Origin of the sequence: Xylophilus sp., assembly GCA_009914555.1 — a bacterium.
Taxonomy (GTDB): Bacteria; Pseudomonadota; Gammaproteobacteria; order Burkholderiales; family Burkholderiaceae_C; genus WNDY01.
Genome location: WNDY01000008.1, coordinates 1 through 22,398 on the forward strand (window position 1 = coordinate 1; position 22,398 = coordinate 22,398).

Annotated in this window: 27 protein-coding genes and 2 pseudogenes; 23 read left to right on the forward strand and 6 right to left on the reverse strand. The window is 68.6% G+C overall.

The genetic code is table 11. From position 1 onward, the window contains the following. The coding region (locus GAK38_RS06230) for a DDE-type integrase/transposase/recombinase (RefSeq protein ID WP_325342388.1) at nt 1-574 on the forward strand (574 nt) is incomplete at its 5' end. Here GAK38_RS06230 and GAK38_RS06235 read toward each other — a convergent pair. After that, nucleotides 572-1,008: pseudogene (locus GAK38_RS06235) on the reverse strand (LysR family transcriptional regulator); the annotation flags it as partial. The gene GAK38_RS06230 and the pseudogene GAK38_RS06235 sit on opposite strands and share 3 nt — an antisense overlap. Before the next feature lie 234 nt (nt 1,009-1,242). Between GAK38_RS06235 and GAK38_RS06240 the strand changes: the two are divergent. Next, the gene (locus tag GAK38_RS06240) at nt 1,243-1,716 is read left to right on the forward strand and encodes a helix-turn-helix domain-containing protein (protein ID WP_325342390.1); all 474 of its coding nucleotides are present in this window, start codon (nt 1,243-1,245) and stop codon (nt 1,714-1,716) included. A 149-nt stretch (nt 1,717-1,865) separates the two neighbouring features. Here the strand turns inward: GAK38_RS06240 and GAK38_RS06245 are convergent, their stop codons facing one another. Beyond that, nucleotides 1,866-2,282 (reverse strand): DUF1841 family protein, encoded by a 417-nt coding sequence (locus tag GAK38_RS06245; protein WP_325342392.1) that lies wholly within the window; start codon nt 2,280-2,282, stop codon nt 1,866-1,868. 38 nt (nt 2,283-2,320) lie between these two features. Next, on the reverse strand, nt 2,321-3,124 hold the full coding sequence (locus GAK38_RS06250) for an IclR family transcriptional regulator domain-containing protein (protein ID WP_325342394.1): 804 nt from the start codon (nt 3,122-3,124) through the stop codon (nt 2,321-2,323). Between the two features lie 158 nt (nt 3,125-3,282). On the opposite strand from GAK38_RS06250, the gene GAK38_RS06255 reads away from it, so the two are divergent. The 11 genes from GAK38_RS06255 to GAK38_RS06305 all read left to right on the forward strand — a co-directional run bounded on the left by GAK38_RS06255 (nt 3,283) and on the right by GAK38_RS06305 (nt 12,979). Then, a complete protein-coding gene (locus GAK38_RS06255) occupies nt 3,283-3,984 on the forward strand; it encodes a 3-oxoacid CoA-transferase subunit A (protein WP_325342396.1) in 702 nt (233 codons plus the stop codon). Nucleotides 3,985-3,986: 2 nt separating this feature from the next. After that, complete coding sequence (locus GAK38_RS06260) at nt 3,987-4,646, forward strand: 3-oxoacid CoA-transferase subunit B (protein ID WP_325342398.1); 660 nt, start codon at nt 3,987-3,989, stop codon at nt 4,644-4,646. Between the two features lie 37 nt (nt 4,647-4,683). After that, a complete protein-coding gene (gene pcaF, locus GAK38_RS06265) occupies nt 4,684-5,892 on the forward strand; it encodes a 3-oxoadipyl-CoA thiolase (RefSeq protein WP_325342400.1) in 1,209 nt (402 codons plus the stop codon). A gap of 8 nt (nt 5,893-5,900) precedes the next feature. Next, complete coding sequence (pcaD, locus tag GAK38_RS06270; protein WP_325342401.1) at nt 5,901-6,695, forward strand: 3-oxoadipate enol-lactonase; 795 nt, start codon at nt 5,901-5,903, stop codon at nt 6,693-6,695. 25 nt (nt 6,696-6,720) lie between these two features. Continuing rightward, the gene (locus GAK38_RS06275; protein ID WP_325342403.1) at nt 6,721-7,785 is read left to right on the forward strand and encodes a cyclase family protein; all 1,065 of its coding nucleotides are present in this window, start codon (nt 6,721-6,723) and stop codon (nt 7,783-7,785) included. Between the two features lie 84 nt (nt 7,786-7,869). After that, the gene (locus tag GAK38_RS06280; protein ID WP_325342404.1) at nt 7,870-8,166 is read left to right on the forward strand and encodes a YciI family protein; all 297 of its coding nucleotides are present in this window, start codon (nt 7,870-7,872) and stop codon (nt 8,164-8,166) included. 21 nt (nt 8,167-8,187) lie between these two features. Next, nucleotides 8,188-8,916: an SDR family oxidoreductase gene (locus tag GAK38_RS06285; protein ID WP_325342406.1), complete on the forward strand. Its 729-nt coding sequence runs from the start codon at nt 8,188-8,190 to the stop codon at nt 8,914-8,916. 45 nt (nt 8,917-8,961) lie between these two features. Beyond that, nucleotides 8,962-10,302 carry a short-chain fatty acid transporter gene (locus tag GAK38_RS06290; protein WP_325342408.1) on the forward strand — a complete coding sequence of 447 codons (1,341 nt, stop codon included), beginning with the start codon at nt 8,962-8,964 and terminating at the stop codon, nt 10,300-10,302. A gap of 85 nt (nt 10,303-10,387) precedes the next feature. Then, entirely contained in the window at nt 10,388-11,377 is a 990-nt protein-coding gene (locus GAK38_RS06295; protein ID WP_325342410.1) for a Bug family tripartite tricarboxylate transporter substrate binding protein, read from the forward strand. A gap of 174 nt (nt 11,378-11,551) precedes the next feature. Then, nucleotides 11,552-12,316, forward strand: a complete 765-nt coding sequence (locus GAK38_RS06300) for a sulfite exporter TauE/SafE family protein (RefSeq protein WP_325342412.1) — start codon at nt 11,552-11,554, stop codon at nt 12,314-12,316. Nucleotides 12,317-12,358: 42 nt separating this feature from the next. Further along, entirely contained in the window at nt 12,359-12,979 is a 621-nt protein-coding gene (locus tag GAK38_RS06305; RefSeq protein WP_325342414.1) for a ParA family protein, read from the forward strand. Between the two features lie 4 nt (nt 12,980-12,983). Here GAK38_RS06305 and GAK38_RS06310 read toward each other — a convergent pair whose 3' ends face one another. Both GAK38_RS06310 and GAK38_RS06315 read right to left on the reverse strand, forming a co-directional pair. After that, the gene (locus GAK38_RS06310) at nt 12,984-13,451 is read right to left on the reverse strand and encodes a tRNA (cytidine(34)-2'-O)-methyltransferase (protein ID WP_325342415.1); all 468 of its coding nucleotides are present in this window, start codon (nt 13,449-13,451) and stop codon (nt 12,984-12,986) included. A 25-nt stretch (nt 13,452-13,476) separates the two neighbouring features. Beyond that, a pseudogene (locus GAK38_RS06315) lies at nt 13,477-14,193 on the reverse strand (phosphoribosyltransferase family protein). A 26-nt stretch (nt 14,194-14,219) separates the two neighbouring features. On the opposite strand from GAK38_RS06315, the gene GAK38_RS06320 reads away from it, so the two are divergent. The 8 genes from GAK38_RS06320 to GAK38_RS06355 all read left to right on the forward strand — a co-directional run bounded on the left by GAK38_RS06320 (nt 14,220) and on the right by GAK38_RS06355 (nt 20,578). Beyond that, complete coding sequence (locus GAK38_RS06320) at nt 14,220-15,128, forward strand: biotin synthase (RefSeq protein WP_325342417.1); 909 nt, start codon at nt 14,220-14,222, stop codon at nt 15,126-15,128. 167 nt (nt 15,129-15,295) lie between these two features. Further along, nucleotides 15,296-15,772 (forward strand): DUF2244 domain-containing protein, encoded by a 477-nt coding sequence (locus GAK38_RS06325; protein ID WP_325342419.1) that lies wholly within the window; start codon nt 15,296-15,298, stop codon nt 15,770-15,772. Nucleotides 15,773-15,855: 83 nt separating this feature from the next. Next, a complete protein-coding gene (coxB, locus tag GAK38_RS06330) occupies nt 15,856-17,028 on the forward strand; it encodes a cytochrome c oxidase subunit II (RefSeq protein ID WP_325342421.1) in 1,173 nt (390 codons plus the stop codon). 29 nt (nt 17,029-17,057) lie between these two features. After that, on the forward strand, nt 17,058-18,686 hold the full coding sequence (gene ctaD / locus GAK38_RS06335; RefSeq protein WP_325342423.1) for a cytochrome c oxidase subunit I: 1,629 nt from the start codon (nt 17,058-17,060) through the stop codon (nt 18,684-18,686). Between the two features lie 17 nt (nt 18,687-18,703). Further along, nucleotides 18,704-18,820, forward strand: a complete 117-nt coding sequence (locus GAK38_RS06340) for a cytochrome oxidase small assembly protein (RefSeq protein WP_325342425.1) — start codon at nt 18,704-18,706, stop codon at nt 18,818-18,820. Between the two features lie 9 nt (nt 18,821-18,829). Then, complete coding sequence (locus GAK38_RS06345; RefSeq protein ID WP_325342427.1) at nt 18,830-19,426, forward strand: cytochrome c oxidase assembly protein; 597 nt, start codon at nt 18,830-18,832, stop codon at nt 19,424-19,426. Beyond that, nucleotides 19,423-19,620, forward strand: a complete 198-nt coding sequence (locus tag GAK38_RS06350; RefSeq protein WP_325342429.1) for a DUF2970 domain-containing protein — start codon at nt 19,423-19,425, stop codon at nt 19,618-19,620. The genes GAK38_RS06345 and GAK38_RS06350 overlap by 4 nt, the downstream gene beginning before the upstream one ends. Nucleotides 19,621-19,693: 73 nt before the next feature. After that, entirely contained in the window at nt 19,694-20,578 is an 885-nt protein-coding gene (locus tag GAK38_RS06355) for a cytochrome c oxidase subunit 3 (RefSeq protein ID WP_325342431.1), read from the forward strand. 75 nt (nt 20,579-20,653) lie between these two features. Here the strand turns inward: GAK38_RS06355 and GAK38_RS06360 are convergent, their stop codons facing one another. Continuing rightward, nucleotides 20,654-20,878 carry a twin transmembrane helix small protein gene (locus tag GAK38_RS06360; protein ID WP_325342433.1) on the reverse strand — a complete coding sequence of 75 codons (225 nt, stop codon included), beginning with the start codon at nt 20,876-20,878 and terminating at the stop codon, nt 20,654-20,656. Between the two features lie 18 nt (nt 20,879-20,896). On the opposite strand from GAK38_RS06360, the gene GAK38_RS06365 reads away from it, so the two are divergent. Further along, a complete protein-coding gene (locus GAK38_RS06365; protein ID WP_325342435.1) occupies nt 20,897-21,688 on the forward strand; it encodes an SURF1 family protein in 792 nt (263 codons plus the stop codon). Next, the gene (locus GAK38_RS06370) at nt 21,630-22,388 is read left to right on the forward strand and encodes an SCO family protein (protein ID WP_443089168.1); all 759 of its coding nucleotides are present in this window, start codon (nt 21,630-21,632) and stop codon (nt 22,386-22,388) included. The genes GAK38_RS06365 and GAK38_RS06370 overlap by 59 nt, the downstream gene beginning before the upstream one ends. Nucleotides 22,389-22,398 lie beyond the last annotated feature (10 nt).

A 22,398-nucleotide genomic window follows, 5' to 3' on the forward strand; every position in this document is an offset into this window, starting at 1 on the left:
GCCGGGGTATGTGCACGTGGACGTGAAGTACCTGCCGCAGATGCACGACGAGAGCAACCGGCGTTATCTCTTCGTGGCCATCGACCGGGCCACGCGCTGGGTGTTCGTGCAACCCAAGGCCAACAAGACGGCCGCCAGCGCCCAGGCTTTCCTCAAGGCATTGCACAAGGCCTGTGCGATCAGGATCTCCAAGGTGCTGACCGACAACGGCAAGGAGTTCACGGACCGCCTGTTTACGAGCAAGGAGCGCGAGCCCAGCGGCAATCACGAGTTCGACCGGCTGTGCCAGGAACTGGGCATCGAGCACCGGCTGACCCAGCCCAGGACACCGAGGACCAACGGCATGGTCGAGCGCTTCAATGGGCGCATCGCCGATGTACTCAAGACGCATCGGTTCAACGGCCGAGAGGACCTCGAGCAGACCTTGCTGCGCTATGTGGCCTTGTACAACCAGCAACTGCCGCAGTCAGCGCTGGGCAGCAAGACGCCCATGCAGGCCATGAAGAACTGGTATCAGACTCACCCGCATCTGTTCCATAAGCGGCTATATGATCGTCCGGGATGCGACACCTAGGAGTGGATGACGGGCCGGCACTGCCACCATCAACTCATCCTCCCAAGCTAGTAATCAGGATGCCATACCCACGTCGTCGGCCATTGAAAAGCCAGCGTCGTATAGGTCGTCATGTAAACCTTTGATCTGTTGGACTAGGGGAACCTCAAAGATTCGAATTTCTACCTCGGGATCTTCTTCGCGGCAACGCGCGAGCAAGGCAGGCAAGCGTGAAGGTGTGACCCCGTCGGACAGGGCGATGCTTAATTGTCCGTGAAAGCCATTGGCCGCAGACTTTACACTATCGCGGGCTTGGCCTAGCGCCGTAAATATCCGAGGTACGTGCTCTTTAAAAGTTGCCGACCTGCACGAGTCAGTTGGGTGTTTCGGGTGGTCCGAACAAAAAGGCGCGCACCAAGCTCATCCTCCAACTCCTTTATGGTGCGCGTAAGGCCCAACTGTTCTACGCAGTCCGCGGAGTAGTCAATTGCGAAATTGAAGATGGTGTTTGGATTGTTCCGCCTCAATGCGCCGTTTGGATACCCGGGAATCTGCCTCATTCCGCCCGTGGTTCTGGCGAAACTGAGTGCTACTGCTTATAAGTCGATCCTGACGCCGCGTCGAATCTTCCGAAAGTTTGCTGCACTATCGCAGTGTCACCACTCTTGCGCGAGTTGGTGTTGAAGGCAATGAGCTATCCAGTGCTATACGACTTGAGTGGCGCAGAAGGTCGATTGATTTCTACGTTATTGGATGAACTCGGGAGCGCGCCAGTGGAGGATCTGCATTTACCGATGCCACGGGATGTACGATTACGCAAGCTCGCGGAAATGTTGTTGGCAGACCCCACAGACAAAACATCAAAGAGGGAATGGGCGGTTCGTATCGGCATCAGCGAACGCAGTATGAGCAGGCTCTTGATGCAAGAAATCGGTATGAGTTTCGGACGCTGGCGCCGGCAACTACATGTGATTCTTGCGCTTCAACGACTTACAAAAGGCGATAGCGTACAAACCGTGGCGCTGGAGCTTGGTTATGAAAACGCGAGTGGATTCGTCACAATGTTTCGCAAAGCAGTAGGCAAACCACCGGGACGTTATCTCCAAGAGAAAACGAACACTCAAACGACAGTCGCTGTGCCTGCAATTACATTGCCTAACTAATCCACCAGAAAAATGGTTTTAGACAAATTTACCCCGCCCCATCGGAAGAATGGTCCACGGAGTGTCTATTATTAGCTAAGGCCGGAATCAGGCTTCAAAATCGAAAAAGGCCGCGGTATTCCAGCGGCATTTTTGCAGCACGGGGATTTTCAATCTCGCGTCGCGCGGCGCTGTACGCAGTCGATGTATGCCGCTCCGTCCGGCGGCCGGCCGGCGCGCTGGCTTTCCCAGAGCATGCGGCCCAGGCCTTCCATCGCGGCATGGTGGGCTTCGTGCAGCGAGCCCAGGCGCGCGGCCAGCAGTTCCACCGCTTGGCGGATGCCGCGCGGCTGGTCGATGCTGCACTGCTCGCTGATCGACAGGTGCAGGAAGGGGTTGGCGGACTCGGCCTCGTAGTTGCGAGCGACCGCCGCATCGGCGTTAGCGAGGTCGTCATGGAACTCGGGATGTTCGTCGATCCACTGGGACGCGAGCGTTTCGATGGCCTCCATCGGCTGGCCGGCGCGGGCCTTGGCGTAGACGGCGCAGAAGAAGCGGCGGACATCCGCCTGCGTGGGGTTGAACATGGTCGGGCAAGCGTAGCACGCAGGTGGCCCGGACCCGCTCAGGCCCGCCGCGCCGCCAGCAGGCGCGAGATCCGCTGCGCCGTGCGCTGCAGGGCGGGCCGCAGTTCGTCGCGCAGCGCGCGCACGTCGGTGCGGTTGGCCTGGCCGCTGATGTTGAGTGCCGCGATCGTGCGGCCCGCGCGGTTCTTCAGCGGCGCGGCGATCGAGATCAGCCCTTCCTCCAGTTCCTGGTCGACCAGGCACCAGCCCTGGACGCGCGCTTCGGCAATGCGCGCGAGCAGCGCTCCGTCGTCCAGCGCCGTCTTCGGTGTGAAGGCGCGCCGCGGCGTGGCGGCCAGGCGCTGCCGCAACTCGTCCTCGGGCAGCGCGGCCAGCAGCGTGCGGCCCAGCGAGGTCCAGAACGCCGGCAGGCGCGAGCCCACGCCCAGGTTGGTCGTCATGATCTTGTGGGTGTGCACCCGCAGCACGTAGACGATGTCCGAGCCGTCCAGCACGGCGGCCGAGCAGGACTCGTGGACCTGGTCCACCAGCGCCTCCATCTCGGGCTCGGCCAAGTCCCAGATCGGCATCGACGACAGGTAGGCGAAGCCCAGGTCGAGGATGCGCGGCGTGAGCTGGAACAGCCGCCCGTCGCTTGCCACGTAGCCCAGCGTCTGCAGCGTCAGCAGGATGCGGCGCGCGCCGGCCCGCGTCAGGCCGGTGGCGGTGGCCACTCCGGTCAGCGTCTGCTGCGGCGCCTGCGCGTTGAACGAGCGGATGACTTCGAGCCCGCGCGCGAAAGACTGCACATAGCTGTCTCCGGGCCTAGGGTTACTACCAGGATCCAGGGGGGTGTCGCGCATGGCCCGAACGTCCTAAAATTCTTTATGCGAACAGTTGTTCGTTATTAGAACATTGTGCATCGCGCCTGTCGAGCTTTCCGAGGCGCTCGCGCGTGTGCTGCCTGTGCAGCGTCTCTCTTTGCTTCGCCTTTCCTTTCCGCTCCTACCTCGTTCCCAGCATGATCAACAAAATTGCGGATTCGGTGGCCGCCGCGCTCGCCGACATCCAGGACGGCGCGACCGTCCTCATCGGCGGCTTCGGCACGTCCGGCAACCCCAACGAACTCATCCACGGCCTCATCGCCCAGGGCGCGCGCGACCTGACGGTGGTCAACAACAATGCCGGCAACGCCGACGCCGGCCTGGCCGCGCTGCTCAAGACCGGCCGGGTGCGCAAGATCATCTGCAGCTTCCCGCGCCAGGTGGACAGCTGGGTCTTCGACGACCTCTACCGCAGCGGCAGGATCGAGCTCGAACTCGTGCCCCAGGGCAACCTGGCCGAGCGCATGCGCGCCGCCGGCGCCGGCATCGGCGCCTTCTTCTGTCCGACGGCCTTCGGCACCGAACTCGCCAAGGGCAAGGAGACCCGCGAGATCGACGGCCGCCAGTACGTGCTGGAGTACCCGATCCGCGGCGACGTCGCACTGATCAAGGCCGAGGAGGGCGACCGCTGGGGCAACCTGACCTACCGCAAGGCCGCGCGCAACTTCGGCCCGGTCATGGCCATGGCCGCGAAGAAGACCATCGCCTCGGTGCACGCGATCCGCGAACTCGGCGAACTCGATCCCGAGGCGGTCGTGACGCCCGGCATCTTCGTCCACCGCATCGTGAAGATCGACCGCGTGGCCACGCAGGCCGGCGGCTTCAAAAAGGCAGCATGAACATGAGCAGCTACCAGAAACGCAGCAAGGACGACCTGGCCCGGCGCGTCGCGCAGGACATCCACGACGGCGCCGTCGTCAACCTCGGCATCGGCCAGCCCACGCTGGTGGCCAACCATCTCCCGGCCGGCATCGAAGTCGTGCTGCACAGCGAGAACGGCATCCTCGGCATGGGCCCGGCGCCGGCCGCCGGCAGCGAGGACTACGACCTGATCAACGCCGGCAAGCAGCCGGTCACGCTGCTGCCGGGCGGCAGCTTCTTCCACCATGCCGACAGCTTCGCGATGATGCGCGGCGGCCACCTCGACATCTGCGTGCTCGGCGCCTTCCAGGTCTCGGCCACCGGCGACCTGGCCAACTGGAGCACCGGCGAGCCCGGCGCCATCCCCGCCGTGGGCGGCGCGATGGACCTGGCCATCGGCGCCAAGCAGACCTGGGTGATGATGGACCTGCTGACCAAGAAGGGCGAAAGCAAGATCGTGCGCGAATGCACCTATCCGCTCACCGGCCTGGCCTGCGTCAAGCGCATCTACACCGACCTGGCCACCTTCGCGACGTCGCCCGACGGGCTCAGGCTCATCGACAAGGTCGAGGGCCTCACACACGAAGAACTCGAAAAGCTCGTCGGCCTGCCGGTGTTACTCCCGGTAGATGCCGCCTGAGCCGCACGAACTACAACCGCATCCAAAGGATCCTGCCATGAGTATTCAACAAGCCTTTATCTGCGATGCCATCCGCACGCCGTTCGGCCGCTACGGCGGCGCGCTCTCCGGCGTGCGTGCCGACGACCTCGGCGCCGTGCCGCTCAAGGCGCTGGTCGCGCGCAATCCCAAGGTCGACTGGGACGCCGTCGCCGACGTGATCTACGGCTGCGCCAACCAGGCCGGCGAGGACAACCGCAACGTCGCGCGCATGTCGCTGCTGCTCGCGGGCCTGCCGCTCGGCGTGCCAGGCTCCACCGTCAACCGCCTCTGCGGCTCCGGCCTCGACGCCGTGGGCACGGCCGCGCGTGCCATCAAGTCCGGCGAGGCCGGCCTGCTCATCGCCGGCGGCGTCGAGAGCATGAGCCGCGCGCCCTTCGTCGTGCCCAAGGCCGAGACCGCCTTCAGCCGCGCCAGCGCGATTTACGACACGACGATCGGCTGGCGCTTCGTCAACCGGCTCATGAAGCAGCAGTACGGCGTCGATTCGATGCCCGAGACGGCCGAGAACGTCGCCACCGACTACAAGATCAGCCGCGAGGACCAGGACCGCATGGCCCTGGCCTCGCAGCAGCGCGCCGTGGCGGCGCAGCAGGCCGGCCACCTCGCCGCCGGGATCACGCCCGTCGCCGTGCCGCAGAAGAAGGGCGAGCCGGTCATCGTCGACCAGGACGAACATCCGCGTGCGACCAGCCTCGAAGCGCTGGCCAGGCTCAAGCCCGTGGTGCGCGAAGGCGGCACGGTCACGGCCGGCAATGCCAGCGGCGTGAACGACGGCGCCGCCGCGCTGCTGCTGGCCAGCGAGAGCGAAGCCGCCCGCCACGGCCTGACCCCGCGCGCCCGCGTGGTCGGCATGGCCACGGCCGGCGTCGCGCCGCGCGTCATGGGCATCGGTCCGGTGCCGGCCACGCAGAAGGTGCTGGCCCAGACCGGCCTCACGATCGACCAGATCGACGTGATCGAGCTCAACGAAGCCTTCGCCGCGCAGGGCCTGGCCGTGCTGCGCGAACTCGGCGTGGCCGACGACGACGCCCGCGTCAACGCGTGGGGCGGCGCGATCGCGCTGGGCCACCCCCTGGGCGCCAGCGGCGCGCGGCTCGCCACCACAGCCGTGAGCCGGCTGCACCGCGCGGGCGGGCGCTATGCGCTGGCCACGATGTGCATCGGCGTGGGCCAGGGCATCGCAGTGGTCTTCGAGAAAGTGTGAGGCACACCGTGAGCGATCAAACCATCTCCACCGCAACCGGCCGCTTCCGCGTCCGCATCGATGGGCCGGCCGATGCGCCCGCGCTCGTATTCTCCAACTCGCTGGGCACCACGCTCGAAATGTGGGATGCACAGGCCGCGCGCTTCAGCGCCACGCACCGCGTGGTGCGCTACGACACCCGCGGCCACGGCGGCAGCGAGGTGTCGCCCGGCCCGTACACCTTCGACCAGCTCGGCGGCGACGTCGTCGCCCTGCTGGACGCACTGAAGATCGAGCGGGCCGACTTCGTCGGCATCTCCATGGGCGGCTTCACCGGCCTGTGGCTCGGCGTGAACGCCCCGCAGCGGTTGCACCGGCTGGTCGTCGCCAACAGCGCCGCCAGAATCGGCACCGAAGAGGGCTGGCTGAGCCGCGCGGCGCTGGTGCGCGCGCAGGGCGCGGCCGCCATGCGCGACCTGGCGGCCTCGGCGCCCGGGCGCTGGTTCACCGAGGCGCTCGCCGCCGCGCAGCCGGCCGTGGTGCAGCGCGCCCAGGGCTGGATCGCCGGCACCGCGCCCGAGGGCTACGCCGGCTGCTGCGAGGCGCTGGCCCGGGCCGACCTGCGCGCCGACATCGCCCGCATCGCCGTGCCCACGCTGATCGTGGCCGGCAGTGCCGACCCGGTGACCACCGTGGCCGACGCGCGGATCCTGCAATCGGCGATCGGCGGCGCCCGGCTGGTGGAACTGCCGGCCTCGCACCTGTCCAACATCGAGGCGCCCGAGGGCTTCGACGCTGCGGTCGCGCAGTTCCTGAACGGCTGAGGGGCGGGCGGGCATGGATGGTGCGATGCCTTCTTCGCCGAAGCCCCGCTGGCGGCAGCGTCCGCCCGGCTCGACCTGGGGCGACTTCGGCCCGGACGACCAGCTCGGCCGGCTGAACCTGCTCACGCCCGAGAAGGTGCGCCAGGGCGTGGCCGAGGTGCGGGAAGGCCGCAGCTTCGCGCTGAGCCTGCCGCTGGATTACCCCGGCGGCAACGCGCTCAACGCCAACCGCAACCCGCCCGTGCTGCGGCCGCTGCTGCGCAAGGGCCTGGTCAACTTCAACTGCCTGCTCGGCGAGCTGGAGCCCGGCCGCACCGATGTGCTGAGCGACGACCTCGTGATCCTGCACCTGCAGTACTCGACCCAGTGGGACGGGCTGGCGCACGCGGGCTCGCTGTTCGATGCCGACGGCGACGGCCTGCCCGAACCGGTGTACTACAACGGCTTTGCCGCCGGCCGCGACGTGGTCGGCCCGGTCGACGTGCGCGATGCCGGCGTGCCGGCCGCGCCCGGCGCGGCCACCAGCACCTCGGCCGCGCGTGCGCTCGGCATCGAAGGCATGGCCCGCACCGGCGTGCAGGGCCGCGGCGTGCTGGTCGACCTGCGCGCCCATCTCGGCGATACCCGCACAGTGGTCGGCCACGACGCGCTGATGCGCGTGATGGAGGCCGACGGCGTGGTGGTCGAGCCGGGCGACATCGTCTGCCTGCACACCGGCTTTGCCGACGTGGTGCTGGGCATGCGCAGGCAGCCCGACCCGGCCGTGCTGGCCGCGAGCTGCGCCGTGCTGGACGGCCGCGACGAGCGGCTGCTGCAGTGGATCACCGACAGCCAGGTCGCCGCGATCGCGGCCGATAACTACGCCGTCGAAGCCTTCCCGGCGCGGCCCGGGCCAGCCTGCTGCGCGGCGCTGCCGCTGCATGAGCACTGCCTGTTCAGGCTGGGCGTGCACCTGGGCGAACTGTGGCATCTGACACCTTTGGCCCGCTGGCTGCGCGAACGCAGGCGCTACCGGTTCCTGCTGACGGCCCCGCCGCTGAACCTGCCCGGGGCGGTGGCCTCGCCGGTCACGCCGGTGGCCACTGTCTGAGAAGGTGACGCCACGCGGCCGCCGGCCGAGCCACCACCCGTACCGAACGTTGGGGGCCGCCTGTACGCCCCCGGGAGACCTGCCATGCCTTTCATCATCGAAACCTTCGACAAGCCCCGGCACCAGCATGTGCGCCAGGCCAACCGGCCGGCCCACCTGGCCTTTCTGGACGAACACCGGCACCTGCTGCTGGCCTGCGGCGCCAAGCTGGCCGACGACGGCACCGACCTGGGCGGCGGGCTCTACGTGGTCGCGCTCGAAACGCGCGACGAAGCCCGGCGCTTTATCGAGTCCGACCCCTTCCATGCGGCCGGCCTGTTCGAGCGGGTCACGCTGACCCGCTGGCGCAAGGCCTATGTGGACGGCCGCAGCTATCTCTGACTCTTTCGAAGGATCCACACCATGCCCGCATCCACCTCTTCCCGCGAACGCGTGCTCATCACCGGCGGCGCCGCCGGCATCGGCGCCGCGACGGCCGAGCGCTGCCGCGCCGACGGCTACGAGCCGGTGATCATCGACCGCGTGGTCGACCACGTTCCGGGCGGCATCCAGGCCGACCTGTCCGACACGGCAGCCACCGCGCATGCGCTGGAACAGGCGCTGGCCGGTGGCCCGATCACGCGCCTGGTCAACAATGTCGGCGTCGTGGTGCCGGCCGAGGCCGGTGCCCAGACGCTGGCGCAGTTCGACCTGGCCGTGGCGCTGAACCTGCGCTGCGCGCTGCAGTGCATGCAGGCGCTGCTGCCGGGCATGGAGGCCGCGGGCTTCGGCCGCATCGTCAACATGTCCTCGCGCGCCGCGCTCGGCAAGGAGCTGCGCACCGCCTATTCGGCCACCAAGGCTGGCCTGATCGGCATGACCCGCGTCTGGGCGCTGGAACTGGGCCGCCTGGGCATCACGGCCAACGCCATCGGACCGGGCCCCATCCGCACCGAGCTGTTCGACCGCGCGAACCCGCCGGACGCGCCGCGCACGCAGGCCATCATCGATGCGGTGCCGGTCAAGCGCGTCGGCACGCCCGACGACGTCGCGCACGCCGTGGCGTACCTGCTCGATGCCCGCAGCGGCTTCGTCACCGGCCAGGTGCTCTACGTCTGCGGGGGCATGACGGTCGGCGTGGCCGGCGTCTGAACCCGCTGCTTCCTTCCCGCACACCCCCATAACAACATACGCGACATGTCCAGGATCACGGCTTTCTTCACCGAGCTGATGCGGCGCTACCTGCCGGACCCGTTCGTCTTCGCCATTCTGCTCACGCTGCTCACGATGGCGCTCGCCTTCGGCGTCGAGAGCCGTGCGGTCGACAATGTGGTGCAGGACTGGGGCAAGGGCTTCTGGAGCCTGCTGGCCTTCACCACCCAGATGGCGGTGATCCTGGTCATGGGCTACGTACTGGCGGCCGCGCCCATCGTCGATCGCTTCCTCGACCGCATCGCCGCGCGCGTGCGGACGCCGCGCCAGGCCATCGTCGTGGCCACGCTCGCGGGCTGCATAGGCAGCTACCTGAACTGGGGCTTCGGCCTCGTGATCGGCGGCATCATGGCGCGCAAGCTGGCGCTGCGGGTCCAGGGCGTGCACTACCCGCTGATCATCGCCTCCGCCTATACCGGCTTCACGATGTACAGCCTCGGCTTTTCGGCCACCATTCCGGTGCTGATCTCCACCAAGGGCCACGCCTTCGAAAGCACGATGGGCCTGGTGCCGCTGACCGAGACCATCTTCTCCGCGCCCGTCCTGCTGAGCAGCCTGGCCGTGCTGGTCCTGCTGCCGCTGCTCAACGCTGCCATGCACCCGAAGCCGGGCGAGGCCGTGGTCGGGCTGGACCCGGCCGCCGTGGCCGCCGAAGCCAGGCCGGCCGCGGCGGCGGAGGGCCTGCTCGGCGACGAGAAGACGCTGGCGTACCGCCTCAACAACAGCCGCGTGCTGAGCCTGCTGATCGGCCTGTGCGGCATGGCCTATGTGGCGATGCACTTCGTGCAGGGCGGCAGCCTCGACCTGAACATGATCAACTTCTTCATCCTGTTCCTCGGCGTGCTGCTGCTGGGCACGCCGATGAAGTACGTGGAGAAGGTCAACGAGGGCGTGAAGACGATCGGCGGGATCATCCTGCAGTTCCCGTTCTACGCCGGCATCATGGCCATCATGCACGGCTCGGGCCTGGTGGAGTCGATCGCCCACGTGTTCGTGGGCATCTCCAGCGCCCACACGCTGCCGTTCTGGGGGCTCGTCAGCTCCTTCGTGATCAACTTCTTCGCGCCCTCGGGCGGCGGCCACTGGGTGCTGCAGGGGCCCTTCATGATCGATGCGGCCAAGACGCTTGGCGCATCGCAGGCGCAGACGGCGATGTCGGTGATGCTGGGCAACGGCTGGAACGACCTGGTACAGCCCTTCTGGATCCTGCCGGCCCTGGCGCTTTCCAAGCTCAAGCTCAAGGACATTATGGGCTACACGGTGGTGTCGATGTTCCTCGTCGGCGCGATCTACACCGTCGCCGTCCTGGCCTGGCCGCGCCTCTGAGCGCGCCCGGTTTCTCCAGCGCGCACGGCCCCGACGGTACGTACCCTTCGGCACGTCGCCTTCTTCCCTCCACTCAGGAATCCTCATGAAGACAACCGCTTCCCTCGCCCGCCGCACGGCCCTGGCCGCCCTGGCCGCCGCCTTCGCCGCCGTCCCCGGCGCCGCGTCCGCCCAGGCGGCCTATCCGACCAAGCTCATCACCATCGTCGTGCCCTTCGCGGCCGGCGGTACCACCGACATCCTGGCCCGTGTGATCGGCCAGGCCCTCGGCCCGCAGCTGGGCCAGCAGGTGGTCGTCGACAACCGCGCGGGCGCGGGCGGCAACATCGGCGCGCAACTCGTCGCGCGGGCGCCGGCCGACGGCTACACGCTGCTCATGGGCACGGTCGGCACGCATGCGATCAACCAGTCGCTCTACAAGAAGCTCGGCTTCGACCCGATCAAGGATTTCGCGCCGATCTCGCGCGTGGCCAACGTGCCCAACCTGCTCGTGGCCAACCCGCAGCAGCCGTTCAAGACCGTGCCCGAACTCATCGCCTATGCCAAGGCCCACCCGGGCAAGGTCAACTTCGGCTCCTCGGGCAGCGGCAGCTCGATCCACCTCTCGGGCGAGCTGTTCAAGTCGCTGGCCAAGGTGGACATGGTGCACGTGCCCTACAAGGGCAGCGCGCCGGCCGTGACCGACCTGCTGGGCAACCAGATCGCCATCATGTTCGACAACCTGCCGTCGTCGATCCAGCACGTGCGCAGCGGCAAGCTGCGCGCCATCGCCGTGACCACGCCCAGGCGCTCGCCCGAACTGCCGGACGTGCCGACCATCGGCGAATTCGTGCCGGGTTACGAGGCCACGTCGTGGTTCGGCCTGTTCGCGCCGGCGGGCACGCCCCAGCCGGTGGTCGACAGGATCAATGCCGCACTGACCAAGGTGCTCCACGATGCCGACGTGAAGAAGAAGCTCAGCGAGCAGGGCGCCGAGCCCTACGTCGAGAAGCCGGAGCAGTTCGCGGCTTTCATCAAGACCGAGACGGCCAAGTGGAGCAAGGTGGTCAAGGAGTCCGGCGCGAGCGCGGACTGATTCTGCATCGTATACTGGTACTAGTACAAGGCTACTGTGCCTGTCCGCAATGGGCTCGGGGAGCATATCCGGTGGGGTATGCTGACGATGCCCGTCTGCTAAATTCTCCGTCGCCCGCTCACCCGCCCGCATCCGCGGGCGGTTTCGTTGCCAGCCCGCCGACCGCGTTCCCGCATGGCCCTGCCGTTCGTCACCGATCCGTTCTTCTACCTCGCCGCGGTGCCGGCGTTGCTGCTGCTGGGCGTGAGCAAGAGCGGCTTCGGCGCCGGCTTCGGCTCGCTGGCCGTGCCGATCATGGCGCTGGCTGTCACCGTGCCGCAGGCCGCGGCCATCCTGATGCCGGTGCTGCTGCTGATGGACCTGCTGGGCCTCGCGGCCTTCCGCCGGCACGTGGACTGGGCGCTGCTGCGCTTCCTGGTGCCGTGGGCGCTGGTCGGCACGGTCGTCGGCACGCTGCTCTTTCGCCTGCTCGATGCCCGCCTGGTGGCCGGCATCGTCGGCATTTTCACCCTGGTGTTCCTGGCGCAGCGCCTGCTGTTTGCCCCCCGGGCCGGCAGCCGGCCGCCGCCGCGCTGGCTGGGCGCGCTGCTGACGGCGACCTCGGGCTTCACCAGCTTCGTCTCGCACGCCGGCGGCCCGCCGATCAGCGCCTACCTGATCCCGCTGCGGCTGGCGCCGATGCGCTTCACCGCGACGATGGCCTACCTGTTCTTCGTGGTGAACCTGTCCAAGTGGGTGCCCTACGCCTGGCTCGGCCTGCTGGACTGGCGCAACCTCGGCACCTCGCTGCTGCTGCTGCCGCTGGCGCCGCTGGGTGTCTGGATCGGCATCCGCATCGCGCGGCGCATCGATCCGGCCTGGTTCTACCGCGTGCTGTACCTCGGCATGCTGCTGACGGGCGCCAAGCTCGTGTGGGACGGCTTCGGCGCGGCGTTGTAGCATCGGCGGCTGCGCGAGGTCGCGCCAGGAAGGAATCGCAGCATGCCGGTCGTCGTGGTCGCCAATCCCAAGGGCGGCGTGGGGAAGTCCACGCTGGCCACCAACATCGCGGGCTATTACGTCAGCCGTGGGCACCCCACGGTGCTCGGCGACCTGGACCGCCAGCAGTCGTCGCGCCTGTGGCTCGGCCTGCGCCCGCCCGCGGCCCGGCCGCTCGGCGTGTGGGAGGCCAGCGCCGACATCGTCACCCGCCCGCCGGCCCAGGCTACGCACGCGGTGCTCGACACCCCGGCCGGCTTCAACGGCTGGCGCTTCAAGGACGTGCTGCGCCTGGCCGACCGCGTGGTCGTGCCCCTGCAGCCCAGCGTGTTCGACATCTTCGCCACCAAGGCCTTCCTCGACGAGGTGGCCGCGGCCCGGCGCAGCGACGCGGTGCGGATCGGGCTGGTCGGCGTGCGCTTCGACGCGCGCACCCATGCGGCCGACCAGCTGCGCGCCTTCATCGACGGCCTGGGCGTGCCGGTCGTCGGCTGGCTGCGGCCCACGCAGAACTACGTGCACCTGGCGGCGCAGGGCCTGTCGGTCTTCGACGTGTCGACGTCGCGGGTGGAGCGCGACCTGGAGCAGTGGCAGGACATCACCCCGTGGCTGGACGGGGCCTGAACATCTAGGCCCCGGCGAACCCGTTCTGCCGCCAGGCCTCGAACACCGTCACCGCCACGGCGTTGGACAGGTTGAGGCTGCGCTGGCCCGGCAGCATCGGCAGGCGCAGGCGCCGGGCCGCAGGAAAGGTCTCGCGCAGCGCCGGCGCCAGGCCGCGCGTCTCCGAGCCGAACACCAGCCAGTCGCCGGGCGCGAAGCGGACGTCGTGCAGCGGCTGCGCGCCGTGCGTGGTCATGGCGAACATGCGGGCCGGGTCCGGCCGGGCGGTGCCGAGGAAGGCCTGCCAGCCGGCATGGCGCAGCACGCGGGCGTATTCGTGGTAGTCGAGGCCGGCGCGGCGCAGCAGGCGGTCTTCCATCGAGCAACCGAGCGGCTCCACCAGGTGCAGCGTGCAGCCGGTGTTGGCCGCCAGGCGGATGGCGTTGCCGGTATTCGGCGGGATCTCGGGCTCAACCAGGACGATATGGAACATCGCCCGGATTGTCGCCGCGGCCGCCTCAAGCGGCCGGGGTCCGGGCGACGACCAGGGCGCTCACGCTGGCGGCGCCGGCGCGCAGCAGCGCCTCGGCCGCGGCATGCAGCGAGGCACCCGTGGTCATCACGTCATCGACCAGCACGACCGTCTGGCCGGCGACGGCGTCGGCGCGCAGCGGCTCGACGGCGAAGGCGCCGCGCACGTTGCGCAGCCGCGCGGCGCGGTCCAGCCCCAGCTGCGACGCGGTGTCGCGCGTGCGCAGCAGCAGGCGGGCGTCGGCCTGGGCGGGGGCGAGCCGCCGCGCAAGCTCGAACGCCTGGTTGTAGCCGCGCTCGCGCAGCCGCGAAGGCGCGAGCGGCATAGGCAGCACCAGGGAGGGAGGGGCCAGCAGCTCCTGCGCGCCCGGTGCTGAACGGATGAGCGCCGCCAGCGCGGCGGCCCAGCCGGGTTCGGCATGGAACTTGAAGCGGCCGATGAGCTCGGCCCAGGGATAGGCATAGTCCACCGCGGCGATGCAGGCCGCCAGCGGCGGCGGATGGCGCAGGCAGGCGCCGCAACGCCCGGCTCCGCCTTCGAGCGGCAGCGCGCAGGTGCGGCAGCGGTGGCGCGGCCGGGCGAAGCGGCCCTGGCAGGCCGTGCAAACCGGCTGCGCCGGCCAGGCCCGGCAGACGGCCCACTACTGGCTCGGCACCGACCGGACGGCGCTCGCGGAAGCCCTTGCCAACAGCGCGCGGAACATGCCGTCAATATACTTGCGCGCCTCCCATGAACACTGACACTGCGCGCCCCCCGACCATCGATACCGCCGCTGCCGAGCGCTGGCAGCGCCAGCCCGCAGCCGCGGCTTCCCCCTGGCTGCACGAGGAGGTCGCCCGCCGCATGCAGGAGCGGCTCCCGTGGATCACCCGCAAGCCCGACGCCTGGGCCGACTGGGGCCCGGTGCGCGGCGGCCTGGCCGGCCATGCCCTGGTGGCCGGGCAGTTCCCGCAGGCGCGGTGCTACGTGGTGGAGCAGGGCGCCGGCCGCATTGCCGCCGCACGCCGGGCGCTGGAGCGCCCCTGGTGGAGCCCGGCGCGCTGGAGCGGCCCGGCCGCCGCGTTCGCCGCGCCGCCCGACGGCGGCGTGCAGATGCTGTGGTCCAACATGGCGCTGCACATGGAGGCCGACCCCGAGGCGCTGATCGCGCGCTGGCACCGCGCCGTGGCGGTCGACGGCTACCTCATGTTCTCCTGCCTCGGCCCCGACACGGTGCGCGAACTGCGCGCGCTCTACGCGCGGCTGGGCTGGCCGCCGGCCGGCCACGAGTTCACCGATATGCACGACTGGGGCGACATGCTGGTGCATGCCGGCTTCGCCGAGCCGGTGATGGACATGGAGCGCATCGTGCTCACCTTCGAGTCGCCCGCGCGCCTGCTGCTGGAATTGCGCGAACTGGGCCGCAACCTGCATCCGGCGCGCTTCGCCGGTCTGCGCGGCCGCGGCTGGAAGGCCGCGCTGGAACAGGCGCTGGCCCAGGGGCTGGCCCGCGAGGACGAGGGCGGGCGCCTCGCGCTCACCTTCGAGATCATCTACGGCCATGCCTTCCGCCCCGCCGCGCGCATGAAGGTCGCGGCCCAGAGCAGCATCGCGCTGGAAGATATGCGCAGCGCCTTGCGGCGCGATCGGCGCTCCTGAACGCGGAACCGGGCCGCCGCAGCCCCGGTCATCCCCTGACAGGGGAAATCCCAGGTCCGTTGAGAATTGTCAACGTTCGAGGGGCTGTCGGTTAAAATCGCCCCCGTCCCAACCCCCTCCGGGCCCCGCCCGACGCCGTTTCGCTAAAACGCTCGAGAGCTTGGTACGTGGCCCATCCCGCATTCCGATTCGCCCAGGTGTCCGGTCAGCATGTCGACTGGAGCCTGCGCCGCAACTGCTCCATCACGCCTGCCCAACTCGCCTGGCTATACGGGTCGCTGTGCCTGCTGTCGCTGGCCATCGGCCTGTGGTTCTGGCAGATGGGCGCGCGCATCGTCATCGGTTTTGCGGGCCTCGAACTGCTGGCGGTGGGCATCGCATTCCTGGCCTACGCACGGCATGCCGCCGACGGCGAGCGCATCCAGCTGCGCGGGCCGCGGCTGGTCGTCGAGCTGGAGCAGGCCGGCCGCATGCAGCGGGCCGAATTCAAGCGCGCCTGGGTCCGTGTGGAACCCAAGGCCGGTGATGGATCGTTGATCAGGTTGTCCGGGCAGGGCAGGTCGGTGGAAGTGGGGCGCTATGTGCGCCCCGAACTGCGCGCGGCGCTCGCATCGGAAATCCGCCTGGCCGTGCGCGGCAGCTGACCTGCGACGGTGAAGACGCCTGCGCGGGGGTGGCAGGTGCGGAATGTCGGATAACAGAGGCAAACAAGCAAGAAGTGAACACGATGAAGAGCATTCCCCTGAAGCCGGTGCAGGCCCTGGCGGCCATCGCCGGCACGTGGATCGGCACTGCCGCCCACGCCGTGAATGACCTGCCGGGAGGGCCGGCCGTTCGCCAGTTGAACCTCGCAGCGCCGGTCACCAGGATCGCCGAGGAGCAGCACTCCCTCCACTGGATGATGCTGATCGTCTGCACGGTCATCTTCGTCGCGGTGTTCGCGGTGATGTTCTATTCGATCTGGAAGCACCGCAAGTCCAGGGGCCACAAGGCCGCGAGCTTCCACGAGTCGGTCACGGTCGAAGTCGCCTGGACCATCGTGCCCTTCCTCATCGTGATCGCGGTGGCGCTGCCGGCCACCAAGGTGCTGGTCGCGCAGAAGGACACGACCAACGCCGACCTCACCGTCAAGGTCACCGGCTACCAGTGGAAGTGGGGCTACGACTACCTCAAGGGCGAAGGCGAGGGCCTGGCCTTCATCTCCACGCTCGACAGCTCGCACCGCGCGCTGTCCGATGCCGGCGCCAGGGGCCGGGTGCCGGACGACTACCTGCTCAAGGTCGACTATCCCCTGGTCGTGCCGGTGGGCAAGAAGGTGCGCGTCATCACCACGGCCAACGACGTGATCCATTCCTTCATGGTGCCGGCCTTCGGCATTAAGCAGGACGCGATCCCCGGCTTTGTGCGCGACACCTGGTTCCGCGCCGAGAAGACCGGCGACTACTACGGCCAGTGCGCCGAGCTCTGCGGCAAGGAGCATGCCTACATGCCGATCCACGTGAAGGTGCTCTCGGCCGCGGACTACACCGCCTGGGTCGAGGCCGAGCGCAAGAAGGCCGCGGCCAAGCTCGACGACCCGGCCAAGGTCTGGACGCTGGAGGACATCGTCAAGCGCGGCGAGAAGGTCTACGCCGCCAACTGCGCCGCCTGCCACCAGGCCAACGGCAAGGGGGCCGGCCCGATCAAGCCGCTCGACGGCTCGCCGGTGGTGCTCGACGCCGACAAGAAACTCCAGATCGACACCGTGCTCAACGGCCGCGTCGACAAGGGTATGCCGTCGTGGAAGCAGCTCAGCGACACCGACATCGCGGCGGTCGTCAGCTACACCAAGAACAACTGGTCCAACAAGACCGGCCAGCTCGTGCAGCCGGCCGAGGTCCTGGCCGAGCGCAAGAAGTAAGCACGCGTCCCGCACACAAGGAAATCGACATGAGCGCAGTCATCGACAGCCACGGCCACGCGGACGGCCGCGCGCACGACGAACAGCATTCGCATCCGCACGGCTGGCGCCGCTGGGTCTTCGCCACCAACCACAAGGACATCGGCACGCTGTACCTGCTGTTCTCGTTCACCATGCTGATGGTGGGCGGCGTGCTGGCGCTGCTGATCCGTGCCGAGCTGTTCCAGCCGGGTCTCCAGATCGTCAACCCCGAGCTGTTCAACCAGTTCACCACCATGCACGGGCTGATCATGGTGTTCGGCGCGATCATGCCGGCCTTCGTCGGCTTCGCGAACTGGATGCTGCCGCTGCAGATCGGCGCGTCGGACATGGCCTTCGCGCGGATGAACAACTTCAGCTTCTGGCTGCTGATCCCGGCGGGCGCCACGCTCATCCTGGCGTTCTTCCTGCCCGGCGGCGCGCCGGCCGCGGGCTGGACGCTCTATGCGCCGCTGACGCTGCAGATGGGCCCGTCGATGGACGCCGGCATCTTCGCGATGCACATCATGGGCGCCTCGTCGATCATGGGCGCGATCAACATCATCGTCACCATCCTCAACATGCGCGCGCCGGGCATGACGCTGATGAAGATGCCGATGTTCGCCTGGACCTGGCTCATCACCGCCTACCTGCTGATCGCGGTGATGCCGGTGCTGGCCGGCGCCATCACGATGACGCTGACCGACCGCCACTTCGGCACCAGCTTCTTCAACCCCGCCGGCGGCGGCGACCCGGTGATGTACCAGCACATCTTCTGGTTCTTCGGCCACCCCGAGGTCTACATCATGATCCTGCCGGCCTTCGGCATCATCAGCCAGATCGTGCCGGCCTTCGCGCGCAAGCGGCTGTTCGGCTACGCGTCGATGGTCTACGCCACCTCGTCGATCGCGATCCTGTCGTTCATCGTCTGGGCCCACCACATGTTCACGACCGGCATGCCGGTCACGGGCCAGCTGTTCTTCATGTACGCGACCATGCTGATCGCCGTGCCCACGGCCGTGAAGATCTTCAACTGGATCGCCACCATGTGGCAGGGCGCGATGACCTTCGAGACGCCGATGCTGTTCGCCGTGGGCTTCATCTTCGTGTTCACCATGGGCGGCTTCACCGGCCTGATCCTGGCGATGGCGCCGATCGACATCCAGCTGCAGGACACCTACTACGTCGTCGCCCACTTCCACTACGTGCTGGTGGCCGGCTCGCTGTTCTCGATGTTCGCCGCCTACTACTACTGGTCGCCCAAGTGGACTGGCCGCATGTACAGCGAATCGCGCGGCAGGCTGCACTTCTGGTGGTCGCTGATTGCGTTCAACGTCACCTTCTTCCCGATGCACTTCCTGGGCCTGGCCGGCATGCCGCGCCGCTATGCCGACTACCCGATGCAGTTCGCCGACTTCAACGCCGTCGCCTCGGTCGGCGCCTTCTTCTTCGGCTTCGCCCAGGTCTACTTCTTCCTCTTCATCGTGCTGCCCGCCCTGCGCGGCAAGGGCGAGCCCGCCCCGCAGCGCCCGTGGGAAGGGGCCGAGGGCCTGGAGTGGGAGGTGCCTTCGCCCGCACCGTTCCACACTTTCGAGAACCCGCCCAGGCTCGACGCCACCGCGACCCGCGTGGTCGGCTGAACGGAGGCCGCTGCGACATGGCCGCCACGCCCGAGCAGAAGAAGCGCAACCTGCGCATGGCACTGGTCCTGGCGTCGATCGCGGTGGTGTTCTTCCTGGGCTTTCTGCTCAAGATGGCGCTGCTGTCGCGGTAGAAGCGAGCGATGACCCGGCCTGGCGACAACGCACGCATGGTGGGCAAGCTGGCCGTCGTGGCGGCCGGCATGTTCGCCTTCGGCTACGCGCTGATCCCGCTCTACCAAGCCATCTGCGAGGCCACGGGCATCAACATCCTGGCGCTGTCGGAGCGCCAGGTGCCGGGCGCCGCCGGCACCGCGCCAGCCAACACGCAGGTCGATACCAGCCGCACCATCACCGTCGAGTTCGATGCGAATGCGCGCGGGCCGTGGAGCTTCCACCCGGCGCAGCGGTCGCTGCAGGTGCATCCGGGCGAGCTGGCCACGGTGATGTACGAGTTCCAGAACGTGCAGGACCGGCGCATGGCCGCGCAGGCCATCCCGAGCTATGCGCCGCGCCAGGCCGCGGCGCACTTCAACAAGATCGAGTGCTTCTGCTTCAACCAGTACACGCTGGAGCCGGGCGAGAAGAAGCAGTGGCCGGTCGTCTTCGTGATCGACCCCAAGCTGTCGAAGGACGTCACGACCATCACGCTGTCGTACACCTTCTTTGAGATCGGCGGCCGCACACCGCCGGCGCCGGAAACGTCGGCGGCGTTGGCCGCACAGGGGTCGGGCACATGAGCGCTGATGCACGCCGGGGATCGCTGCTGCGCACGGTCAAAGCCGTGGCCTGGTCCTTCGTCGGACTGCGCTCGGGCGCCGGATACCGCGAAGACCTCGGCAGCATCAAACCGCTGCATGTGATCGCCGTCGGCATCGTCTTGGCGCTGCTTTTCGTCTTCGGCCTGATCGCACTCGTCCACTGGATAGCATGAAGAACAACCCCTCATTGGCCAAGGCGGCGGGATACGCACCTTCGCGGCAAAACAAAATACAGGAGCAACACGCATGAGTACCACGACGCCCCACGGCACCACGCCCTACTACTACGTACCTGCGGATTCGCGCCACCCGGTGCTGGCCGCCACGGGCCTGTTCTTCGTGATCCTCGGCGCCGCGCAGTGGATCAACGGCCACGCCTGGGGCAAGTATTGCCTCGCGCTCGGCCTGGTCGGCTGGCTGTTCGTGCTGTACCAGTGGTTCGGCGACGCGATCCGCGAGAGCGAGGGCGGGCTCTACGGCCGCAAGATCGACCTGTCGTACCGCTGGAGCATGAGCTGGTTCATCTTCTCGGAAGTGATGTTCTTCGGCGCGTTCTTCACCGCGCTCTGGTGGGCCCGATCGCACTCGGTGCCCTCCCTCGGCAGCCTCGACAACGCGCTGCTCTGGCCCGACTTCAAGGCCGTCTGGCCCAGCCTCGCCGCCGGTGCCACGGCGTCGCCCGCCGGCACGGTGGAGCCGTTCCAGACCGTCGGACCGTTCTGGCTGCCGACCATCAACACCGCGCTGCTGCTGTCCTCGGGCGTGACGCTGACCATCGCCCACCACGCGCTGCGCGAAGGCCACCGCGTACGCACCGTCGCCTTCCTCTGGACCACGGTGCTGCTGGGCATCGTCTTCCTGTTCGTGCAGGGCTACGAATACCACCACCTCTACACCGAGCTGAACCTCAAGCTCACTTCAGGCATCTTCGGCTCGACCTTCTTTTTGCTCACTGGCTTCCACGGCTTCCACGTGTTCGTCGGCATGCTGATGCTGCTGTTCATCACGCTGCGAGTGCGCAAGGGCCACTTCACGCCCGAGCGGCACTTCGGTTTCGAGGGCGCGGCCTGGTACTGGCACTTCGTGGATGTGGTCTGGCTCGGCCTCTACGTGCTGGTCTACTGGATGTAGATATACCCCTCGCAGGATACTGCTGTAGCGGACGGGCCACGTGCGCTGCCGGCCTATACCCCCGAAGGCAAGTGTTCAGCGGCCGGAGGCGGGCAGCCCGGTGGGCTGGATCCAGCCCAGCTTCCAGGCCAGCAGCAGGCACAGGAACAGCAGGATCGACAGGCCCACGCGCACCGCCAGCGCCCAGGCCATGCCGCTGGACGCGGGCCGGCCCTCGCGGCCGCCGCGCAGCATGAAGACCAGAGCCGTGCCCAGGCTGGCGAAAATCGCGAGAAAACCGACCAGGACGGCGTATTTCATGATCCCGCCCATTATCCCGTGAGCCCATCGCGCAGCGCCATCCGTCGCGGCCCCAGGTTCTGGCTGGCAACCGTGGGCGCCGTGGCCGGCATCACTGCCACCGGTCTGCTCGGCCGCTGGCAGCTGGACCGCGCGGCGCAGAGGGAGGCGCTGCACGCGGCCATCGTGCAGCGCGGCGAACTGCCGCCGCTGGACACCGCCGCCTTCGTCCGTGCGACCGCGTCGCCGGCAGAGGCCGAGGCCCAGGTGCACCGCCGCGCCCGCCTGCGCGGCCGCTGGCTGGCCGACCACACCGTCTACCTCGACAACCGCCAGATGCAGGGGCGCCCGGGATTCTTCGTCGTCACGCCGCTGCAGCCCGCGGCCGGCGGTCCGGCGGTTCTGGTGCAGCGCGGCTGGGTGCCGCGCGATTTCCTCGACCGCAGCCGCATCGCGCCGGTGGCGACGCCCGCGGGCACGGTCGAGATCGACGGCCGCATCGCGCCGCCGCCAGCGCGCCTGTTCGACTTCGACGACGGCAGGCGCCAGGCGGTGGCGGGCGCCGAAGGGTTTTCGCGCATCCGGCAGAATCTCGAACTCGGCGCCTTCGGCGCTGAAATCCATGTGCGGCTCGCGCCCGTATCGCTGGTGCAGACCGGCGCGCCGGGCGAGGGCCTGCTGCGCGACTGGACCGAGCCGGGCTCGGGCGTCGAGAAGCACTACGGCTACGCCTTCCAATGGTTCGGGCTCTGCGGCCTCATCGCATTCCTCTATGTCTGGTTCCACATCGTCCGACGCTTCTGGCCCGCACGCGCGCGGCCCGGCCCTTGAGCCACTCGGCCCGGTGCTCGCGCCGCTCGACATGACCGTGCATTCGCTGCCCGCGCCGGGCGACGCGGTGGCCGCGGCGCGGCAGCAGCGCGGGCGCTGGCAGGCCCTGGCGGTGCTGCTGGTCTGCGCCGCGCCGGTCCTCGCCTCGTACTTCGCCTACTACGTGGTGCGGCCCGACGGGCGGCGCAGCTACGGCGAGCTGATCGACCCGCAGAAACCGATTCCGGCGCTCGCCGCCACCGACACGCAGGGCCGCAGCGTCGACCTGCGCAGCCTGGCCGGCCAGTGGCTGCTGGTCAGCGTGGGCCCCGGCGCCTGCCCGGACGACTGCCGGCAGAACCTCTACCTGCAGCGCCAGCTGCGCGAAAGCCTGGGCCGCGAGCGCGACCGCCTGGATCGCGTCTGGCTCGTCACCGACGGTGCGCCGCTGCCCGAGGCGATCACGCCGGGTCTGGCCGATGCGACGGTGCTGCGCGTCGATGCCGCCGCACTCGCGCAGTGGCTGGCGCCGGCGGCCGGCGCCGCGCTGGCCGACCATCTCTACGTCGTCGATCCGCTGGGCCACTGGATGCTGCGCTTTCCGGCGCATCTCGACGCGGCTGGCGCCGGCCGCGCGCGACGCGACCTGGACCGCCTGCTGCGCGCCTCGGGCTCGTGGGACAAGGCGGGCCGAGGCGAAGGCGAAGGAGTCGTCCAATGAACCGCCGCCC

What these genes read in the sequence shown, in the direction of transcription:
- GAK38_RS06240 (WP_325342390.1), top strand. Translation starts at nt 1,243, where the DNA reads ATGAGCTATCCAGTGCTATACGACTTGAGTGGCGCAGAAGGTCGATTG.
- GAK38_RS06245 (WP_325342392.1), bottom strand. Translation starts at nt 2,282, where the DNA reads ATGTTCAACCCCACGCAGGCGGATGTCCGCCGCTTCTTCTGCGCCGTC.
- GAK38_RS06250 (WP_325342394.1), bottom strand. Translation starts at nt 3,124, where the DNA reads ATGCGCGACACCCCCCTGGATCCTGGTAGTAACCCTAGGCCCGGAGAC.
- GAK38_RS06255 (WP_325342396.1), top strand. Translation starts at nt 3,283, where the DNA reads ATGATCAACAAAATTGCGGATTCGGTGGCCGCCGCGCTCGCCGACATC.
- GAK38_RS06260 (WP_325342398.1), top strand. Translation starts at nt 3,987, where the DNA reads ATGAGCAGCTACCAGAAACGCAGCAAGGACGACCTGGCCCGGCGCGTC.
- pcaF (WP_325342400.1), top strand. Translation starts at nt 4,684, where the DNA reads ATGAGTATTCAACAAGCCTTTATCTGCGATGCCATCCGCACGCCGTTC.
- GAK38_RS06275 (WP_325342403.1), top strand. Translation starts at nt 6,721, where the DNA reads ATGCCTTCTTCGCCGAAGCCCCGCTGGCGGCAGCGTCCGCCCGGCTCG.
- GAK38_RS06280 (WP_325342404.1), top strand. Translation starts at nt 7,870, where the DNA reads ATGCCTTTCATCATCGAAACCTTCGACAAGCCCCGGCACCAGCATGTG.
- GAK38_RS06285 (WP_325342406.1), top strand. Translation starts at nt 8,188, where the DNA reads ATGCCCGCATCCACCTCTTCCCGCGAACGCGTGCTCATCACCGGCGGC.
- GAK38_RS06290 (WP_325342408.1), top strand. Translation starts at nt 8,962, where the DNA reads ATGTCCAGGATCACGGCTTTCTTCACCGAGCTGATGCGGCGCTACCTG.
- GAK38_RS06295 (WP_325342410.1), top strand. Translation starts at nt 10,388, where the DNA reads ATGAAGACAACCGCTTCCCTCGCCCGCCGCACGGCCCTGGCCGCCCTG.
- GAK38_RS06300 (WP_325342412.1), top strand. Translation starts at nt 11,552, where the DNA reads ATGGCCCTGCCGTTCGTCACCGATCCGTTCTTCTACCTCGCCGCGGTG.
- GAK38_RS06305 (WP_325342414.1), top strand. Translation starts at nt 12,359, where the DNA reads ATGCCGGTCGTCGTGGTCGCCAATCCCAAGGGCGGCGTGGGGAAGTCC.
- GAK38_RS06310 (WP_325342415.1), bottom strand. Translation starts at nt 13,451, where the DNA reads ATGTTCCATATCGTCCTGGTTGAGCCCGAGATCCCGCCGAATACCGGC.
- GAK38_RS06320 (WP_325342417.1), top strand. Translation starts at nt 14,220, where the DNA reads ATGAACACTGACACTGCGCGCCCCCCGACCATCGATACCGCCGCTGCC.
- coxB (WP_325342421.1), top strand. Translation starts at nt 15,856, where the DNA reads ATGAAGAGCATTCCCCTGAAGCCGGTGCAGGCCCTGGCGGCCATCGCC.
- ctaD (WP_325342423.1), top strand. Translation starts at nt 17,058, where the DNA reads ATGAGCGCAGTCATCGACAGCCACGGCCACGCGGACGGCCGCGCGCAC.
- GAK38_RS06340 (WP_325342425.1), top strand. Translation starts at nt 18,704, where the DNA reads ATGGCCGCCACGCCCGAGCAGAAGAAGCGCAACCTGCGCATGGCACTG.
- GAK38_RS06345 (WP_325342427.1), top strand. Translation starts at nt 18,830, where the DNA reads ATGACCCGGCCTGGCGACAACGCACGCATGGTGGGCAAGCTGGCCGTC.
- GAK38_RS06350 (WP_325342429.1), top strand. Translation starts at nt 19,423, where the DNA reads ATGAGCGCTGATGCACGCCGGGGATCGCTGCTGCGCACGGTCAAAGCC.
- GAK38_RS06355 (WP_325342431.1), top strand. Translation starts at nt 19,694, where the DNA reads ATGAGTACCACGACGCCCCACGGCACCACGCCCTACTACTACGTACCT.
- GAK38_RS06360 (WP_325342433.1), bottom strand. Translation starts at nt 20,878, where the DNA reads ATGAAATACGCCGTCCTGGTCGGTTTTCTCGCGATTTTCGCCAGCCTG.
- GAK38_RS06370 (WP_443089168.1), top strand. Translation starts at nt 21,630, where the DNA reads ATGTCTGGTTCCACATCGTCCGACGCTTCTGGCCCGCACGCGCGCGGC.